The 20,173-nt window shown below is 34.8% G+C and carries 15 protein-coding genes and 1 pseudogene; 5 read left to right on the top strand and 11 right to left on the bottom strand.

Annotated features, from left to right (window positions below):
* Positions 1-63: 63 nt before the first annotated feature.
* Positions 64-1,353, bottom strand: a complete 1,290-nt coding sequence (locus tag BW983_RS05480; protein WP_076550512.1) for a DUF3945 domain-containing protein — start codon at positions 1,351-1,353, stop codon at positions 64-66.
* Positions 1,354-2,121: 768 nt separating this feature from the next.
* On the opposite strand from BW983_RS05480, the gene BW983_RS23990 reads away from it, so the two are divergent.
* A complete protein-coding gene (locus BW983_RS23990; RefSeq protein WP_167369960.1) occupies positions 2,122-2,289 on the top strand; it encodes a hypothetical protein in 168 nt (55 codons plus the stop codon).
* Positions 2,290-2,925: 636 nt separating this feature from the next.
* Here the strand turns inward: BW983_RS23990 and cas13b are convergent.
* A complete protein-coding gene (gene cas13b / locus BW983_RS05485) occupies positions 2,926-6,036 on the bottom strand; it encodes a type VI-B CRISPR-associated RNA-guided ribonuclease Cas13b (RefSeq protein WP_139329228.1) in 3,111 nt (1,036 codons plus the stop codon).
* A 1,133-nt stretch (positions 6,037-7,169) separates the two neighbouring features.
* On the opposite strand from cas13b, the gene BW983_RS05490 reads away from it, so the two are divergent.
* The 3 genes and pseudogenes from BW983_RS05490 to BW983_RS05500 form a co-directional block, all read left to right on the top strand.
* Positions 7,170-8,114: a hypothetical protein gene (locus BW983_RS05490; protein WP_076550515.1), complete on the top strand. Its 945-nt coding sequence runs from the start codon at positions 7,170-7,172 to the stop codon at positions 8,112-8,114.
* Positions 8,115-8,294: 180 nt separating this feature from the next.
* A complete protein-coding gene (locus BW983_RS05495) occupies positions 8,295-8,498 on the top strand; it encodes a hypothetical protein (protein ID WP_076550517.1) in 204 nt (67 codons plus the stop codon).
* Positions 8,499-8,693: 195 nt separating this feature from the next.
* A pseudogene (locus tag BW983_RS05500) lies at positions 8,694-8,927 on the top strand (hypothetical protein); the annotation flags it as partial.
* Positions 8,928-9,029: 102 nt separating this feature from the next.
* Here BW983_RS05500 and BW983_RS23820 read toward each other — a convergent pair.
* From BW983_RS23820 to BW983_RS05515, 4 genes are all read right to left on the bottom strand, one after another.
* The gene (locus tag BW983_RS23820) at positions 9,030-9,362 is read right to left on the bottom strand and encodes a cyclic nucleotide-binding domain-containing protein (RefSeq protein ID WP_317048120.1); all 333 of its coding nucleotides are present in this window, start codon (positions 9,360-9,362) and stop codon (positions 9,030-9,032) included.
* Positions 9,363-9,496: 134 nt separating this feature from the next.
* The gene (locus BW983_RS05505; RefSeq protein ID WP_228408964.1) at positions 9,497-10,567 is read right to left on the bottom strand and encodes a calcium:cation antiporter; all 1,071 of its coding nucleotides are present in this window, start codon (positions 10,565-10,567) and stop codon (positions 9,497-9,499) included.
* 145 nt (positions 10,568-10,712) lie between these two features.
* A complete protein-coding gene (locus tag BW983_RS05510) occupies positions 10,713-11,171 on the bottom strand; it encodes a MaoC family dehydratase (RefSeq protein ID WP_076550519.1) in 459 nt (152 codons plus the stop codon).
* A 133-nt stretch (positions 11,172-11,304) separates the two neighbouring features.
* Positions 11,305-11,499, bottom strand: coding sequence for a cold-shock protein (locus tag BW983_RS05515; protein WP_076550868.1), 195 nt, complete (start codon positions 11,497-11,499; stop codon positions 11,305-11,307).
* Positions 11,500-11,941: 442 nt separating this feature from the next.
* Here BW983_RS05515 and BW983_RS05520 point away from each other — a divergent pair, with 442 nt between their 5' ends.
* Complete coding sequence (locus tag BW983_RS05520) at positions 11,942-12,889, top strand: beta-1,6-N-acetylglucosaminyltransferase (RefSeq protein ID WP_076550869.1); 948 nt, start codon at positions 11,942-11,944, stop codon at positions 12,887-12,889.
* 441 nt (positions 12,890-13,330) lie between these two features.
* On the opposite strand, the gene BW983_RS05525 is transcribed toward BW983_RS05520, so the two are convergent.
* The 5 genes from BW983_RS05525 to BW983_RS05550 form a co-directional block, all read right to left on the bottom strand.
* Positions 13,331-13,666: a transposase gene (locus tag BW983_RS05525; protein WP_076550521.1), complete on the bottom strand. Its 336-nt coding sequence runs from the start codon at positions 13,664-13,666 to the stop codon at positions 13,331-13,333.
* The gene (locus BW983_RS05530; protein ID WP_076550523.1) at positions 13,636-14,070 is read right to left on the bottom strand and encodes a transposase; all 435 of its coding nucleotides are present in this window, start codon (positions 14,068-14,070) and stop codon (positions 13,636-13,638) included. Before BW983_RS05530 ends, BW983_RS05525 begins: the two co-directional genes overlap by 31 nt.
* 634 nt (positions 14,071-14,704) lie before the next feature.
* On the bottom strand, positions 14,705-15,313 hold the full coding sequence (locus BW983_RS05540) for a hypothetical protein (RefSeq protein WP_139329230.1): 609 nt from the start codon (positions 15,311-15,313) through the stop codon (positions 14,705-14,707).
* The gene (locus BW983_RS05545) at positions 15,273-17,615 is read right to left on the bottom strand and encodes a hypothetical protein (RefSeq protein WP_076550527.1); all 2,343 of its coding nucleotides are present in this window, start codon (positions 17,613-17,615) and stop codon (positions 15,273-15,275) included. The genes BW983_RS05540 and BW983_RS05545 overlap by 41 nt, the downstream gene beginning before the upstream one ends.
* A gap of 511 nt (positions 17,616-18,126) precedes the next feature.
* On the bottom strand, positions 18,127-19,704 hold the full coding sequence (locus tag BW983_RS05550; RefSeq protein WP_076550529.1) for a helix-turn-helix domain-containing protein: 1,578 nt from the start codon (positions 19,702-19,704) through the stop codon (positions 18,127-18,129).
* Positions 19,705-20,173 lie beyond the last annotated feature (469 nt).

Raw genomic sequence — 20,173 nt, forward strand, 5'->3', positions numbered from 1 at the left:
ACCTAAGAATTAAAATAATTGTAAGTCAACACATTTAGCAGAGTTCTTCCCACCAGAGAGCTTTCACATCCCCCTCCCTCTCTTCCTACTCTTCCCCAGCTCCTGTTTCCACTCCCCCTTCCACACATTCTTAAAAGAAAACTCAAACTTCCCCACCTTCTTCTCAAACCTCAAATATCCCTGATACCTTTTTCCATTCTTATCCACCAGCCCATCCACATACGCCACTTCCCCCACCTTAAGTTTCTCCATCTGCCATTTCCTTAGGTTCTTCCCTCTAAATACCTCCGGAACCTGTCTAAAATCTTCCACTCCCAATCTCCTTACATTTTTATCCAGCAAAAACTCCACATACCTTTTATCCGCATTATACTGCACTGCAGCATTAAACAATGTTCCTCTGGCAGAAAGCATATTTTCAAGATAAAGCGGTTTTCCTTCCCTTAGTACTTTTCTCTGCTGTTCATCCAACGTCACTCCTTTAATCACCAGTGGAATCCTGACAAACTCAGCCTTAACCTGAATCAGCTCATTAGTCAGTCTATCTCTGCTAATAAGTGAAGGCACCTTCTCTCCTGTAATCCTATGGACCAAATCTACCACCCTTCCCATATTCCCATTACCCATAAGATTTCTTTTATCTTCTTCTGAAAATGTATACCCAAAGAACGGTATAGAAAAATCAGGCATCGTTCTTACAGGATGAAACATAAGTTCCACTTCACCGAAATCATTACCCCTTAAAGAAAGCCTTGCTTCAATACTCCCCTTTACTGTTCCCAAATCAATATGTACCGGAACTAACTTATCCGTTTTATAGCCTTTCAGCATAGATTCCAAAACTCCAAGTTCCTGCAATATTTCCTTACTCAGCCCCAGCTTCTCCATCATCTTCCAGTTCACCTGCTCAGGCTTATATAAGTAATTATTAGAAGCCTCCCCTCTTTGATCTTTCATTTCTCCTCCAGGCCTTCTATAAGCCTCCACACTCTCAATAGAAATTTCATACTCTTTCAATTCCCTTCTTCCTTCATCAGAACTGTCATTAATATACTTCTGTAAGTGTAAAGCAGTCTGCCCGGCTTCATATTCCCTTACCTTAAAAAACGAAAACTCCTCAGGCTCTTTAAGCTGATGATAAAATCCAGCATAAAACTCTGCAAAAGAATTCTCATTAGAATCAATACTTACTATTTCTGCATTGTTCAGTTCCCTGGGATCCACTGTATACAATTCACCATCCTCACCCAATCCCTGAACAATTCCCACAGTACCTGTTTCATGATGTAACACCAGCAAAGTATCTGCTTTCTTTTTAATGATATCCGGCTGTTCATTTGTCACTGTATCCATAACGTTCTCAATTATGCAGATTTCAAATTACAATACCGGGAAACTTTCTTACAGCAACAGGAGGTAAAAGGCTTTAATTGGCTTTGAATAGCCTTAATATACTTAGAGTATATACAAAGAACCTCCCAAAGGAGGTCCTTCATAAAATAAGTAGAAACTTGAATAATTCAAGCATACAAATATAAAAAATCCCGGAATCTCTCCCAAGATAAATCTAATAGCAGCCTTTACATTTACTTTTATCAACATATACTTTATTCCCGGATGGATTGGTATAATAACAACTTCCTTTATCCCTCACATGTAAGTATGACCACTAAAAGAACATCCTTACTTGCCGTCATAAGATACAGAACCAATGAGAAAGGCTAATATTAGATTATTTTTCATTATACACTTATTATTTATTGCAAAAATATATGACGTTATCAATGATAAAATATGGCTACCCGTAATTCTGCCTTTTTACTGATAATGGATTATTTTATCAGTATCATCTCATCTTTGCTGTACAATTAATGACTCTGGGCCCGCCCCGCTTGATCAACATTCCTCACCCAAAGCATCAGGCAGGTCGAGCTATCCGCTATATCTTTTGCAACCACAAAAGAATACCTCTCCTATCTACTCAAGCAAATATAATCCAACAAAAGATGCTAGTGCAAACCTTTATGATGAATCATTATCCAAGGTTTAGTCGTTGTGAGTACCCTTCAAAACGTGATACTTCCCAACTCAACTAAGAAATAAACTAAACTAAGAAACGTTGTGAGTACCCTTCAAAATGTGATACTTCCCATCGATTCTGTACTTGAAATGATGGTGGAAGTTGTTGTGAGTACCCTTCAAAATGTGATACTTCCCATCTACACACAATTTCCGGACGATTCTCAGAGCGTTGTGAGTAACCTTCAAAATGTGATACTTCCCAACTAAAAATGAAAAATCCATCGAAAACATTCAGTTGTGAGTACCCTTCAAAATGTGATACTTCCCAACCATTTTCGCTGTCTACGATCTAGTCCAGGAGGTTGTGAGTATCCTTCAAATGTAATATTTCCCAACTTCAATAAAGCTTTCTAGAGCATTAATCACGTTGTGAGTACCCTTCAAAATGTGATACTTCCCAACTCAGCCGTGACTTTTTGATAGAGCAAATTGTTGTGAGTATCCTTCAAAGTGTCCAATAAATCTATAATTGTGCAACCATCTTTTTCAAAATCATACCCTAAAAGTCCAACAGTTCTGGAATTGCAAACCGTATAAATTCAAGATAAACCGAAGAAGCAGTCTCACCTTGAATTTGTGGATATTTCTCCCTGATAAATTCATAAAACTGTCTTTTCGGTAGATTATTGTGTGCAAACTGATTCCTGATCAGAACAACCAAAAAAGCAAGTTGGACGGTTGCAGGTTTTTCATCAAGCTGATCTTTGCTTAACTCATTAAACTCGTTTTCATCACAATCTTCAAGCCACTGGATATCATTTTCATTTATATTAGCCCTTTTTCTTAAAACTCCATTTGCTATATATTTTTTGAAATTTGGGTGTCGGATGCCCTTTTTGTCGCTTACTTCAAATTCAGCCGGATGGGTACCCCCATCCCACGAACACTTCTCAAGGATAACCTTTTCATCTGCTGAATCTCTTTAAACAATTGTTCCCTTCTAATGAATTCGTACGATCCAGCCCCTATAATCAATTCATTTTCAATAACCTGTTTACCTATTTCGGTGTTATTATAAGATAGCAATATATCGACTTTCTCATCGGTAAGTAAATTCCTAAATTTGCCAATATCTTTTAGTTTAACGTTTGGCTCAAAGACCCTTCCGCTTTTGAATGGAATTGTTTTGCTCCAGATAAAGTTCTCCTTGACAATATTCGGGCTGTCGTCACCTTTTGGGCGCTGGCTCTGGACAATGGCTTCCTGCTCTTGTTTCAGCCGCTCTTCTTGGGTTAAATAGAATTGATCCAGAGGCAAAGCTAGCTCATGACCGAATACATTTTCAAATAAGAACTCTGCCATCAACTTCAGGTACAGATCCTGTATTCTTACTTTCTTTACTTTCAGATCCTGCTTTTTCGCTAGCAGTTCTATTTGACTTTCCCTGCTGTAGTGAATGCTATTTTTTGTAAATGCTGTATCTTTTTCAAGTTCTTCCCTGAGAAGCTCTTCGTAATCTCTATCCCATGCATAAAATTCCTGAAATTTATGCTTAACATCGTATCCATAGCTATACCAGTCCGCAAAAGCTTCCGGCTCCTCGGATACCTGAACTCCCTTTTTAAATGTAGGTTTATCATCAAATATGCCTCTTGGAAAAATAAGTGGTTTGGATAGTATCTTATTCTTTTCTGTTGCAAGATCTTCAAGCATATAAAGCCGTCTATCAAAAAGCCCTTTCGGCATCTGTTGCTTAATAAAATTGGAGATGAGTTTATTAGTTGAACTTTGCTGGGCTATGTTATCCGCTAGACGCAGAAAATACTTCATTCTGCCGTTCAGATAGGATTCATAAAAACCATCAAACGTATTATCCCTTGCAAAACTGTTCATTACCCAACCATTCCAGAATGAACTACCGTCTGAAAAATCCCAACCAGCCTGTAGAAGGGAACGGGCTTCCCCAGGTCTACTCTCGAAGAAAGCCAGTGATTGCTGCAATTGGCTATGCTGATAACCCTTCCAATTCTTCTTTTGCTCTTCCGGCATAAAACGTTTAATATCATTGGCAAGCCATGTAGCTTCCGTTCCCAGTTCCGCATTTTTGAAGACTTTCTGCCTTTTGAATTTTCCCTTAACTTTTTCGCGACACTCTCTTCTATTTTTAGTGATCAAAGCCAATTTTCTTTCTGTTTGCTCAACCTCCTTATTAGCTAGTTCTACTAACTTCTCCTTATTATAAGATAATGTATCTGTATTATTGCGCAATCTCTTGCTGACCTGCGATGCAGGTAATGGAACCTTGGGATCATAATCCCTGATCCGTTCGAATACCGCGGTTAATTTTTGCCGGATCTTAGCCTCTACTTCCTCTGGGGAAGCCTTTTTGACAAGAATTTCATATAACAGTGCGGGAATTTCATTCATTGACAACAATGCCACCGGACTTTCTGGATTGATATCCTTGCTTTTTCCGATCTTGCTGGATATGGCAGGTTTATGCATTTTATCTCCCCCTTGACGATTTTTCATCTCTTCAGGTTTCTGCAATTTACGTTTCTCCTGGTATTCCTTGACACCATTTTTAAAACTAGGGTCAACGGTTAGGTGGATCGGAATATTGTTATCAATAAATACATATGAAGGATGCGGTAAAAGTTCCCATCCTGTGTCATCTGTTATATTTACAGCTTTAGCTAAATATTCAGCTTTTAAACTGCTTATTGTAGACAGTTTTCCAAAAACCTTGATACGGTCCTTCACCAGCCTTTCTGTCTTAAAACCTGTTCCTTCTATACTTTTTATCCTGCGGTCGTGCACATAGTTACCTGCATGAACCTGAAACCTTAAAGTCGGAAAGTTTACAAACTCATCCAAAAAACGGATCGCAAAATAATTGAATTTACTTTCATAACGTTTTCGGATAACGGGATGTACGATCTTCGATTCAATAAGGCTCTTATCTTCTTTTCCATCGCGGATATACTCATTGATATCTTCAATAAATCTTTCCCTTGTTGCAACGTCAAACGACCTATACAATTCATCAGGTACCTTGCTTAGCTCATCGATCAACTGTATTAAGAGTGTTTCTTCATGATAATCTGCATTCAGCCTTGTTTTTATTCCTTTAAAGCAAAATTCGGAGAATACCCAATGTGTCGCCATAAATTTTAGTCCACTGACATGTTGCTCCTCGTGCTTGATAATACGGGCTTTAAATCCACGTACCCTACTTTTTAGATCCTCCATCTCCCTTCGCCCAAGAAACATGCTCAGCAGAAATAACAGTCCGCTTTGGGAGATACTGATCCCATTCTCTGCTGTATCCGAATCGTAATAATATGAACTGTAGGAAACAGTAGGTTTAAAGTCTTCAGCATCCTTAAAGATCAAATGATTAAAAGCAGCATTGAGTACACCATTTCTGATAGCTTCTGTATCTCGCAAGTCAACCTTTTTTCCTTCACTTTTCAATTTTCTTAATCTTTCCAGCTGTTCCTGATAACGAAAATCCAATTCTTCTGAAAGATTCTTTTTAAGAAGGTGTCTTGTTTTATCATCTTTCATCTTATTTTGCCTGACCTCATTGCCTATTTCACCAAAAATTGTATCCAGCAGAGTCAATAGCTCATTAGGAAGTTGAATAGGTTTGTGGTAAAAGTGCGTATAGAAATTCCTTAGACTATCAACTGCTTGTAGCAATAACCTAAACTTCTCTTTTAATACCTCTCTATTTCCACCATATTTTAAATATTGTATGACCGGCAAATGCTTTCTAATGAATTGAAGTTTATGCTGAAAGTCAGCGTCTGAATCATTCTTCTTAAAGCACACATCCGGAAATTGTACCGAATTTAACTTTCTAGGACTAGATTCAAATTTACTGATATAAGCTTTGATTAATAAATCAATATTATTCTGCGCAGTATTCAGAAAACCACCGAAGAAGTGCTTGTCTTCTGTTTTGGTATGGTCGTAGGAAATACCATTGCCCAAAATTTGTGTTTCCATAGGTATTATTGTATTGTGACAATATATTAATTTATGATCAAACATAAAAATGGGAAACCATAAAAGACATCAAGATATATAGTTAGCTCTTTTGAAGTACCCTATTTAGAAAACAGCAAAAATAGAAGATGTAATAGGTTTTTGTTCTTTGTTTAAAGTGACCGCCTGCCCTGTCAGACATTTCCCTTGAGAAGCCAACTGGAACGTGCTATCCACTATATCTTTTGCAAAAGCAAAAGTGTTCTGCTTCTACCACTTACACAACTATAGTTCTATATAAGAATTGTTTTGAAAAAAAAGTACCTAAGTACATAACTTAGGGAGAATAAGGAATTTTGTGTATATGTTTTGGCTATAAGTATCCTTCAAACTGTGATACTTCCCAAACTTCTGTACTCCATAATCTTTGGTATGTTGTAGGAAATACTTTTCAAATAGTGATCCTTCCCAACTCCAAGCATTGTAGAAATAAAGCTCAAATAGTTGTTAATACTCTTCAATCTGTGATAATTCCCTACATCAATGGCTCTATCAAAAATCGTAATAATTTTTGAAAACTCTACGGTCTGTAAAAATAATCTTCGTCAGTTATTGGTATTTACTCGACTTATCTGATAGCTTGTATGAAACTGATAACAATTACAATAAAATGACAATCTTCTTTTAATTTGAGTTACACAACTCTCATAAAAATGCGGTTTACTTTTATAAAGGATTACAGCATCAATAAAAAACCATATTGCCTAAACATTATAATGATAAAGATTCATACTCTTGTCATAAAAAAACCTCCCGTGTCAATAGGGAGGCAAAAGTTCAAAATGAATTATAAGTAAAGTGATGTGGTGTTAAACAAGTTTTCTCTTAAAAACCTTTTTAAACAGTAACAATGCGCATGCCACATACATCACTGTTTATGGAAAATTGCTTTTTTTTAGTATATTTTAACACTCCTACTTTACCAATCTATTTAATGCTATGTCAACAAAAAGTCAGTAAATAAATACTCTGTACAAAACCAAGGCGGTTTACATTTCCTTACAGTCACCAGGATAAAATCACTGATTATAGGGAGTGATTAGCAGATTTTAAAAGCTTTACTTTGAAAACAAAAGATCAACTAAAAATACGTCATGAAGAAGGTAATCGAAACATTAATCCAAATGAACAGGTTTGAACAAGAAAAGGGACTTAGCTTAGAAGATATCAGAGCACTAAATGAGAATTTAGGAAAACCTATTCCTGACTTTTTTATATCCTATCTCAACATTTTCGGATTTAATGAGAATTTATTTGGGGAAGTTTTTAATGAGGAAGATGATTTTGTAGAGCAAAATGAGATGATTCAGGAATTAGGGTATACTGATTATATTGCTATCGGTGATGCATACAATGAAAATCTCATTGTTGCACACATTGAAAATCAACAGCTATTTTTAATAGAAGATGATCATTTGATTGATCTGGAAATAACTTTTTCTCAAATGTTAATTCAGGCTGTAGAGGCTTTAGATTCTAAAAAATTTGACAACATACAACAGGTTAATTCCGCTTATGAAAGCTTACAACATCATAAAACCACTTTGAGAAATTCTTTTATAGAGAGTTTTAGTCAATTAAATTCAGCTGTCACCAACAATCAGGATAGCTTATATGGTGTAATTATTACAAAAAACAGAACGCATAATCTATACAGTTTATATGCAGGAAGTCTTACTACTTTCAGATTAGAAATTAACAAGCAAACAATAGATTACAATCATTTATGGAACCCTGAAAAAATGGATTATCATCAATCTATTTCTATAGATGAAATTCTGAAAGATATTAAAACTGAAATTGATTATAAGGCGCTGGATTTATTGTTTTTGGACGTGTTGCGTGAATTAAAAGAAGAAGGGTATTTTATAGATCAAATAAATCATTTTTCAATTTCAATTCAATCAGATCATGTAAATTTATTTCCTGAAGATTCTTATCAAGAGTCTTTGATGAAGGAAAATAATTTGGAAACAAAAATCAGAAGATTTTGGGAATCACCGTATGACCGTACTCGATTATTAATAGAAACCCTGTAGCTTAACAGACCTTTACTATACGAAAATCTTTTAATGGAAAGCAATGAATGAGAAATTTAAATTTAAAATTTGTTAAGCCGTTAGAATGCATTAATTTTACTAGTTTAATATACATCTTATTTCAGTTCCCATACATCAATTGATTCCAACATCCAAATTGAAAATCATTATCTTTAAACAATGGAAAAGAGAGATCTACTCATTATAAAATACTTGTCAGAAGGTTATAAGATAACAGAAATCAGGGAACAACTCATTACTTACCACTCTATCACCATCAGTAAAAGTTTAATTGAAAAACGATTAAATACAATCTCTAAACAATATCAGGCAAAAACATTATTTCAATTAGCAGTTCTCCTCACTAAAGAAAAAATTATTTAAAAAGATTAGCTAATACTAAACCAACAATTAAGGAAATAAATATTGTTTTATTCTATTAGCCATTTAAGTACACCATAAAAAATCTGGATGAAAAAATAACATCCATCCGGAGCGCTTTTCAGTTTCATTGAGTAGGGTCGCATTTTACAACCTGGTCCGGAACGATGAAAAACATTGCTCCGCCTTCAATGTAGTAGTCCTGCTATGAGAGGATTACTTGGAAAACTAAAATGCAACAACTACAAGGTGCTGATTGCAGCCTTTTCCATTATCCGACCTGGAGTGGCTCAAAGCGGAATGATGCGGGAATATATTTTCAGACATAACCATCCTACAAAATTTGAGTATTTTCATGAGGTTTTTGAAAAGGAATTAGGAGAAACTTATGGCATTATGGTCTACCAGGAGGATGTCATTAAGATTGCAATTTGATCAAGATTTAGATCAATTTCCAAAGAGAACAGTTCCTGGTCAGTCTCTTCAAACTTTAAAAAATGAAAGAGCTCTATGATTTTGTCGGAGGGAGATTTATTAAACTCGATGCGATTTGTTTCCATACAATTGCTCGGAAAGATATTTCAGGATATGCAACATCATTACCTTTTCGGTTGTGATCATATCTATGATACTTTCTTTGGGCATTAGAAAAACAGTGCAGTCTGTAATGGCAATGACATCAAAGGAAGATGAAAATTCTATTGATGTGGCATAGTTTCCCTCACCTCTACCCAAAATGGTGCAGATTATGTTATTTCCTTCAGAATCAACTTGGGCAAATGTTATCAGCCCACTTACAACCTGAAAGTAATGCGTCACCTCCTCATCTCTGCTAAAAGCAGAGTGCCTACGGCAAATGTACTGAATTCAGCGTCGTGCAGTCTCAGGCAGTCCTCCTCAATCATAGTATTATTAAATTATTGATGAATATAACTTTTAATGTCTACTACACTTTATGATTTGCAGCATAAGAATATCATTTGACAATCTCGTTGAAAGATTTAGGGAACAATCGTGATAAAAAGGTAGATCATAAATATCCCGATAAGCACAACTCCCTGCATAATATTGGTTTTTCCTGTGGCCAGCGAAATTGTGATGATAAATAGCGATAGTCCCAGAAGAACGGTCGATTTGATGTCTATTCCCAACGTCATCCGGATTCCGCTGAATACCGATATGATTGCAATGGCAGGAATACTCAGTCCGATGCTTGCCAGCGCAGAGCCAAATGCCAGGTTCAGCGAAGTCTGTATCCGGTCATTTTTGGCCGCCCTGACTGCCGCAAGAGCTTCCGGTAAGAGCACAATTCCTGCAATGATAACACCCACTGCGGATCTTGGTGCTCCCACAGCCACCACAAGATATTCTACATCTTTTGACAGAAGCTTAGCCATCAGAACAACCACGCCCAAACTTACGATCAGTATAAAACTGCTGATATACATATTCTTTCTTGAAACTTTAATTTTACCATCATCTTTCATAGTTTTTTCCTTCGCTTTGTCACTGGGCGATATAAAAAAGCTCCGATGCCTGATCGTCTGTACCATTGTGAAACCGAGATACAGCGCCAGACATAACAAAGCAATAAAAAAAAGTTGAAAAGAGGTATACTCACCTCCTTTGTGACTGACCGTGTAGTTAGGTAATATCAGAACAAAAACAACCACTGCTGTCAGAGTGATAAGCGCCGTACTTACGCCTTTCAAAGTGAAGGACTGCTCCCTGTATCTTATTGATCCAATAACAATACAGATACCGATAATTCCATTAAGGATGAGCATAACTGCTGCAAAAACCGTATCTCTTGCCAGAGTAATAGTCTCCAGACCTTTGGCTCCAAGCATAATGGAAATAATCAAACCAACCTCAATAACTGTTATGGCAAATGCCAGAAGAAGGGTGCCAAAAGGCTCACCGAGCTGTTGTGCAAGCACTTCGGAGTGATAGACCGCTGTTAGCACGCTTCCCAGCAATAGTGCAGTTAGCAGGATCGAATAATAACCTGATGAAAAAATGAAGCTCCAAAATAGAAGAGCCATGATAAAACCGGCACGACAATCGTCCAATACCGTAAGTATTTATGTTGATTCATAAAGAAGAACCTAATTTAATTTTTGATTGGTTAAGAGCTTATCATCTTTCTACAACAAAATGCGATCAATGCGCAGATAAGCCATTAACCGGTAAGTTTATTTGAAAGAAATAGTAGCTCTATTTGAATTGATACAGAAATACCACATTGCCAGTGTAGGCGGGTTTCGACTCATCCCTTACTACGAGCCTTGCTCCGACAACGACCTTGACCATTCCCCGAAGGTCATTCACCGATCTGATCGTCGCCTGCAATGATACTTCAGAATTCACTTTTACAGGCATGCAGAATCTCAGGTCTTCAATTCCGTAATTGATCTCAAGGTTTACATTCTGCACCGATGCGATTTGCTTCCATAGATAAGGAATCAGCGCAAGGGTCAGGTATCCGTGGGCGATGGTTGATCCGTAGGGACTTTCAATGGATGCCCTCTCGCTATCCACATGAATCCACTGGTGATCCAAAGTGGCGTCTGCAAATCTGTCGATCTGCTGTTGATCAATCGTGTGCCATGGAGAACTTCCGACCATGACTCCTTCCAGTGACTTATATTCTTCGTAATTGTTGATGATCTGCATATATTTTCTGATTTAATAGTTCAATGGCAGCAGTATGATTTCCGTAAAAAGATAAAAAGCCTCTCGCAATATGCGGGAGGTCGGTAATATAACTAATATAATAATAATAATAATAATTACTATACTGATCAGATTATGCCAATTTGACGTTGATTGCACTTAAACCTTTATCTCCTTTCTGTACGTTGAAAACAACCTCGTCGTTCTCACGGATGCCTCTTGACTGAAGTCCTGAGGTATGTACAAAGATGTCTGCGCCACCTTCTGATGGTGCGATGAAACCGAAGCCTTTTGCTTCATTGAAAAATTTTACGGTGCCTTTTTGCATTGTAATAAAATTAAAGATTAATATAATGGGATCTGTATACTTTACAGATTTCATTTTTGAAGTTAATGATGATCAGTAGGACAAACTCAAACATTTGTTTTATCTACCTATCATTCTTTGCGCGACTCATTGATGTTATGCATAAGATATCTAAATATCTTGGCCTGCAATATCGGGTCACTTTTTAAGATCAAAAGAATCGAGATTCTCAATATCATTAAAAAATTGGATCTATAAACGGGAACTGTAGAAGCAAGACCGATCGGTGTCATGGGACCGGTTAAGCAAAGGCAGGAACCTTTCTTTATGAATACTATGCAAATGTAGAACTATATTCTTCAAAATTAAAAAATATAAATAATTGATTATCATTATTTTATTTGTACATTACGCACACAGAAGAATTATTTGCACAGTGCGGATGATCAAAAATTCCGTAAACATGCAGACCCATCCAACTATACCCCAGACCCTATCTCAACCCATTGGAGAGCATTCCTCACCACAGGTTCGTATTGCTTATTTCATTATGGTACACCAGCGACCTGAGACCTTTAAAGCCTTGTTTGAAAAAATTTATACCCGTGATCAATTCTACCTGATACACATTGACCGGAAAGCCAGCTCTGAAACAACGGAAGCGATCCAGGATTATATCGTTCAATATCCGAATGTCTACATTCTGGAAAGTATGAATATCGTCTCAGGGGGCTTCAGCATGATCCATGCTGAGCTCAACGCGATGGAATTCTTACTCAATGCCAGCAAAGAATGGGATTATCTTGTCAACCTAAGTGGCGAAGACCTCCCATTGAGGTCTCAGCAGATCATCAGGCAGTTTCTGACGGTCAATGTGGGAAGAAACTACATTTTCTACTACGATCAGAAGTTTTACAGACCCGATACGTTGCAAAGGATTCAGAATCACTTTACAGAACTCACACACAGGATATCCTCATTAATCTACAAAAGAGACTTTATGAAGAATGTCACTCCATACATTGGTGGCAAATGGTTTATTTTTACACGGGAAACATGCTCTTTCTTAATCAACAATGAGAAGGTGATGGACTTTGAAGATTATTATCTGCATACTCTGCTTCCTGCTGAATCGTTCTTTCAGACCGTGCTAATGAATACCAATTTCAATGATATTATCGTGAATGATGACAAAAGAGCGACTTTTAATCCACCGTTGATAGGCAAAGACAATTATTACAAACAATTCCTCAGATTTTTAAAAGAGAGCAATAGCCTTTTTATTAATAAGGTCGGAGACCTGACTGATGAGCGAATAATCGAATGTATGATCAATAATTACAATCTCCCGTTACCTGAAGTCAATGAGATTGAAAGAGAATTGAAAAGAGATAAACCCGGCAAGAATTAATTTTTGCTGGATTATAAGAAGATTGTAGCCGATGTAAAACAGAGCGGTTATAAGATAGAATTTAAATATTCATCGGCGATATTTAATTTAGATGAAACAACATAATTTAGAATTTTATTTAACTGTAAAAATAATAAATGACAACAATCTAAGGCCATCAAACATTCTTCAATTCGTACGATTCCTCTATTAATTCGGATGAAAAGTCAAACTGTATCACTACAAAAATCTAAATGTTGTTCGGGAGATAAAAATTAATTGTTTAATTTGACTCAAACGAAACAAATCATCTATAAAAGTGTTTGAAGATATGCTCGTCTTGGACAAATAGCCAAATAGTGCCAACTGAAGACAGTTGGCGCTATTTTTTTATAATCTTTGCAAAATGATTTAAATAATCTTTTTTCTAGATTATTTAAATCACAAAAAATCAAAATGAATTCATAAAAATATCTTTTTCCATTTTCCAATCGTATTACGGCTCATATTGAATTTTAATGCTAATTGTTTATTATTCAACTTATTTATTTTTTGATAGTCAAGAATTTCTAAGATAGCTTTTTTATCATAAGACCGATGTTTCTGATTTGAAATAAAATATTCATTTCCTCCGAATATTCTTTGATTTAATTTAATAACCTCAAGAGTTGATAGTGTTTTTTTATCTAATATAGATTTAAATTCCATTTTTCTCTCCGGATATCTTCTATCAATCAAGTCATTATAGATTCGCCTGTAATCAGGTTTCAATATTTTTTTTTGTATTTGTCTATCCATTTATGTAAAGTAGTTTTTGGAATTCTATAATCTTCTATTACCTGTTTTATAGTTTTATCTCCAGATTCTACAAGCTCCACCAGAAAATCTATAACTTCTTTTGTATAAATATTTTTCTTGAATATGGGCAATGAATGCTTTTTACCAGATATCCCAGTTTGCTTAAGGGAAGCCGGTGGAGAATATAATATAAGATGCTGGGAGTATAGTCTGAAAAAATCGTATTCGAGAAGCTTAGACCATCTAAGAAGAATTTCTGAATCTAAAGATGGTTGATTGTAAATATTTTCAATTTCTACAGCATTTAAGTTGAAAAAATTACAAATTCTTAAAATATCTATATCCGCTTCATTGACCCTTATTTTAATCAGCTTCCCTATGTGTATGTCTTTATATAAACTCATTGTTCTGATTTATAATTTTTGTTAATTCACTTTCTAAACATAACTGCTGAGCATTATTTAATCTATAAAATTTGAATGATTGGTTATGAAGACCAGGCTTGTACATTTCTCCTCGTCTAAATGATATTTTAAGATTTGTTTTAAATAGTGTCCTCTTTATTTTGTATTTAACAAGTCTTTGTTTTGGAAATTCTGTAAGCATCTTTGAGTTATGGATGTGCTTTTTCATGAAAGGATGAGAAATAATAATACTAAGGACTTCACTCGTACTGTCAATTTCAATTTTATTAGTAAAAATCAAATTATTAATTAACCAGATTACGATAAATGTAAGAGAAATGATCATTAATAGTATTTCTGAAATATTATAAAAAACAATTAAAAAAAACAGATATAGAAAAGTAATAATGAGCAGAAAACAATTTATTATTAAAAATATTCGTGCATGGCTATAGTTATTAAATTTCATGAAAATTCTATAAGGTTTTTGAGAGAATATTAAAAATGTTGCCTTCTTTATTTACTATATATATATTGAAGTTGTGTTTTTTTATTTTGAGGAAAATAAGAAGGCAATTAATTTTTATTTATCACTGTTCCTATTAAACAACAGTGATATTAATTGAATAATCACTTAATTTGATGCCCAGAAAGACCAAACAGAGCCATTAAAAAAAGCTAATCTTTTAGCACCAATTTTATTAATATACACCATCATGCCAGGTGATGGACTGGGGATATTATTAACATCGCTTACAATAGGTATAATCATCGCTTTTGTTACTGACTCCAATATTAATAATCCATCTGCAGAACTGGTATTAGATCCGATAATAACTTTTGCATTAGTATTTTCGATATCATTTGTTTGTTGAGTAAGAACCGTTCCCATGTTACCGTCTTTCCCACTTAGATCCTGCCAAGCCCCGTTATAATATTTAATTCTTGCTTTTGAAGGGTTGGAAGCATCCAGCAGGAGTGTTCCAGGAGTAGCTGCACTAGGCAGACTTTTTACGTAAGGCAGTATAATACCTTTATTATTTGTGTTTGCAAATTCTAGCAATACGGAAGTTTTATTAGCTGCCATTCCTATTGCATCACCAAAAATTACTTGGGCAAAAAATATTTTATATAGAAATATTGCACTTAGCGTTATAATTTTTTTCATGTCTAACGGTTTAAATTTAAAAGAGGAATAATAATTACGGACAAGACGGGGTAGAAAAACATTTCCAAGTTCCATCGCTATATATTTTCAAGCATTTTTCTGTAGTATCATATACCATCATTCCCTCTTGTGGAGTTGTGATTGCAGATAACCCAGCGGTTGGAACCCTCGTAATCACAACGCCCTTGGTATTGGATTCTAAAACAGCATATGCTGATTTTCTGATCATTGGCCAATTTCCATTATCGGCACCAGCCCTTTGTTGTAGGGTTATACCCAATTTTGTATCGATACCCGCATTTGTATTTGTAACCGGATTATAGCAAGAGCAATTCCCTACATTTACTACTAATTTTGATTCGCTGACACAACCACTTGCATTCGTGTGATTATAAATAATTTCTGCAGTTCCGGAAGCTCCATAAACGGCTGAAGCAAGTCCTGTATTAGGGTTAATTGTAATTAAACTTGGATTATCTGAGCTCCAAACCCCGCCTGCCAGAGAATTTGTAAACTGGTATTGTGTAGGATTACTACTCATATTGCTGCATATAGTTGTTAACCCGCCTGTCATTTCAACGTTGGGTATGTCCGGAGGAGCCGGTGCAAAGGTGATATCATCAATGGCAATATCATTCCCATCACCTCCAACTGAGTTATTCTTTAAAAATATCTCTCCGGTTGTAGAAGTAGCAGTAAACGTAAAACTATACCTCTTCCAGATAGTAGATGAAATATCTCCTGTATTAATAGAAGCCAATAAAGTTCCACTATTAGGATCTACTATTCCCATTGTAACATTTGGACGTATAGAGAATGAAGGGCCTAGATCTGCAACCCAAAAGGCAAATTCATACTTTGTACCTACGGATAAACCTGTAACTGTTTGCCTAAAGAAGTCATCTGTTGCATATGAAGCATTGAAAAGTGCAAAATAGCCGTTAGGATCATTAGGAGTATGATTTAATAAAGGCGGTACCGGTCCACCAGCAAACCATCCCGTACTTGTTTTAGCTAAAGTATAATAGCCATCAGCCACTTGTCCGTTAGCAAAATAATGATATGAAGTAAATCCCTGTGCCGCATTTCCATAGGTAGAAGCACCTTGCCCAAAAGTTAAGATATAGTTTGTAGCACAAACAGCAGGGGTTACTATGGGATTTTCTAAAACATTACTATAAACTATATTAACCACTTCATTGGCAGAAACATTTATTGTAGAGGTGGAACTCGCCAAATTTGCAGAACTGTTATTAGTAGGATCATATAGTTTGATATCACTATTATTCCATCCCGACGGAACTATCTCAGAAAGGCTGTAAACTCCTGCCGGAACCGGAATCATTATAGAATTACCATTTGTACTGGTTCTTACTCTTTCATCATCTAGCCAATCCCCTGTTGATGTTCTAGTATAAATCGTATGCTGAATAAGATTGGAATTATTTTTATTAATAGACCAAACCTGATCACTAACCCCCGCCGTAAGACCATATAAATTTCTTGACCTTGGGTTTGTAGTCCACGATCCATTAGCATACCGAGAGATAGTCGCACCATAATTTGCATATACATTATCATTATTACTAACGGCAATATCACGTGCGGTGTCTGGGGCATTACCTGAAGGTGCATTGGTAACAATAACCGGCACTGCTGAAGAGGGATCCGAAGAAGATATTCTGTAAATATTCCCATCACCTTTGTTCTTTATAAAAACAACATCTCCCGTACCTGGATGTACATCTAATCGAAATGGAAGACTAGTCCCGTTATTCGTTACTTTCGAAAATACAATCCATGAGTCATTAGTTCCATCTCCTGTGTATTTGTATATCATTCCATTATCACCTATTACAGCTATAATTCCTGTAGGCCCACCAGAAGCAACATCTACAATTCCTACATTAGAATGGGAAGCGGGTGACCAAATAACAATAGAATTTCCATTATTGTACAATCCCACATTACCAGATGCATCGGAATATACAGCAGTATTCTGCCCTATTCCATCTACAGATTTTGCATTGTTAATTGAGGTTCCAAGCCAATTAGAGCTCCCCACTGGCCTTGTATAAATTGTTCCGGCAACAGTATGTACCTCTTGTGCAATACTATTATTATTGACAACAGTCCATAATTGCCCTTCTCCGGTATCATGACTATTTCCTAGATCAAATGAATTAAATCCCTCTGGTTTATCATTAAGGGTAAAATTAGCAACAGAATTGCCTCCGGAATCAGTTAAACTAAAATTAAAATTGAGCGAGGCCACTTCACTTATAGCCTTTTTGTGAACATAAATATATCCGTTTTGGGCCTTTATGTTTTTACCAAAAAGACAGAAAATAATTAGTCCGTAAATGTGTTTTTTCATTCCCTAGAGTTATATTTTTTTGGTTTCTATATATATTAATTAGTGTTTTTAAAGTGTTATCACTATGATATTGGTAGCGTCTATTTATCCCCTTTTATCAATGGATGTATCGTTATTTTTAGCGGATATTTAATCCTATTTTTAGTTTGGATATGGCGATGTTATACAATATAAAATGTTCGTTTCTTCTAAAATTTCACGAGGCAAAACTAGTATTGATATTAGAGAATGAAAACAAAAACACTATAAAATAGCAGGAATCAAGATAGCTCAACCGAACATTAAAATACTGATAGTCAATACGGCTTAATTGTATAAGGGCTTTTTTAAAGTATTATTGAAAGTTTAGAATTCTAGAACAGCTAGAAGCATGAGTATGCTCATAATTCAGCATCAACTTAAAATTTGTAATTAGAAAGAGATAAAAAATAACATGACAAAGCCATCACTTAAACAGTAAAAACCGAAAATGATGGTATAGATATTTTGAGTAAAAAAATTCCTACTGAACTTAAGATTTATTTTTCTGTTCCTCAGTTAAAAAACTAATATACTGGCTGGGAGAAATATTCTTAATTGATTTAAAAATACTTCCAAATTGGCTATGAGAATTGTAGCCACACATATCAGCTAATACAGAAATCTTATATTGTAGTAAGTGAGGATTATCGTGAAGTTCTTTCACAATATAATTAATCCGTTGGGTATTGATGTAATTGTAAAAATCCGAATTCCTATATTTTTTTATAATGTAATTAAGATACTTTGTATTTGTTTTAAGCATTACAGACATTTGTGCTGCAGAAATTCCTTTAGTTGTATAAAGTCTTTTCTTTTCAAAAGCATCCAGTTTTTTTAGAATTTCTCTTTCCGTTTCCTCGCTTATTAAGATTTTTTCCTTGGAGAAATCGCTTGTACTTGTTTGAGACTCTGAAAAAATGGTGGGTTCTGAATGCTGATTTTCAAGGTCCTTAATGATTTTTTGATATCTTGATTTTATGTTTTTATTTTTTGCTCTAAAAATGAAAATAACACATATGATTAATACAATGATAATAAAAATAAAAATGATCAGATTTAGCTTTATATTTTCTTTTTTTTCTTTTATGCTATTTTTATCTTTAGTGGTTTCTTCTATTGTTAGATTCTTTGTAACTGTAATTTGAGAATTTGTAATATCAGAAATGATTTTCGAAAATTTTAATTGCTCTGTGGGTGTATCAATGTTGGCTTGCAATCTATTCATTAGAATTTCTTTGATAACAATTCTATCTATATTGGGCTGAGAATAAGCCAAGTCGAAGTTTTTTCTCGCCTCGGACAAATTATTATCTTTGACATTAATAAGAGCTTTATCCAATAAATAAAACTCATATAAGTTTATAGGAGATTTATTTTTAATTTTTTTGAGAGCAATTTCAGTTTTTTCTAAAGTTTCTTTAGCTTCATCAATTCTACCACATCTAATTTGTTCATAACACAATTGCACCAGCATTGCAAAATCGAACATATTCTTATACTCTGTGTTTGGTATTTTTCTGATATGCTGAATATATTTTTCTCTGGTATCTGCTGCTTTGCAAAAATTGCCATCAATATCAAAAATTTTTGCCTGAGTATATAATAAATTTGCAGTCTTAATAAATGGACTTGATTCCTTATCAAGCCCTTTTACCAATTCCCACGTTTCCTCGGATTCTACTATTAGTTCTGCTCTTCGGTATGAATTTATAAGTGAATATAATATTGTTATTCGATTTTGGATAGAGTCGGTTTTCTTTATAAGAGAATCTGCTTTTTGCAAAATTTTTACAGATTCCAAATAATTTCCTTGTCCATACAAGCAATCACCCAAATTAGAGTAAGCAAGGGCTTTTTCATAATCATTCTGTGCGTATTTAAGCATATTTTTTGCTCTTGCCAACAGTTTATCCGGATTATATGATTTATCATCGTATTGTTGATAGAATAATTTTCTCTTATTTACATCAATCTTAGCCTGAGAAAAGATTTGTATAAATAGGAAAAGAGAGCCAAAACTAAATAAAAATCTTATTATTTTATATTTAGCCTTACAAGTTATCTGCATACTCCACATACATTATAGAAAATGGTTTTGTTTATTGTTTAAGCTATGTTTTTTTTAAATATCAGCTGACCAAAACTAATATTTAAAAACCAGATTTCAAAGTATAAAGAATAATATAATAGTGGAGGTATTTTAAAATATTAATAAGAACAGTAGATAAAAATTATTAATAAAACTTATATACATTTTTTGGTGAAGCAAAAGTTTTCGCAAAGATCAATTATATACACAAATATCTAAATGAAAGCAATAATACTTTTTAATTTTGCTCAAACGAACCAAATCATCTATAAAAATGTTTGAAGATATGCTCGTCAAGGTCACTGGTAGCCAAAAAGTAACACTTTAAATTGTCATGTCTAAGCTACAGACTTCGATGAACCATTAGATAGGATTACTGCGTTATCGTAGCGTAGCCTAATCGCCATTATCTTTCCCTCCATAAGCATCTTTTTAAGATGTTATAAAA

Origin of the sequence: Chryseobacterium ureilyticum (genome assembly GCF_900156735.1) — a bacterium.
Lineage (GTDB): Bacteria > Bacteroidota > Bacteroidia > Flavobacteriales > Weeksellaceae > Chryseobacterium > Chryseobacterium ureilyticum.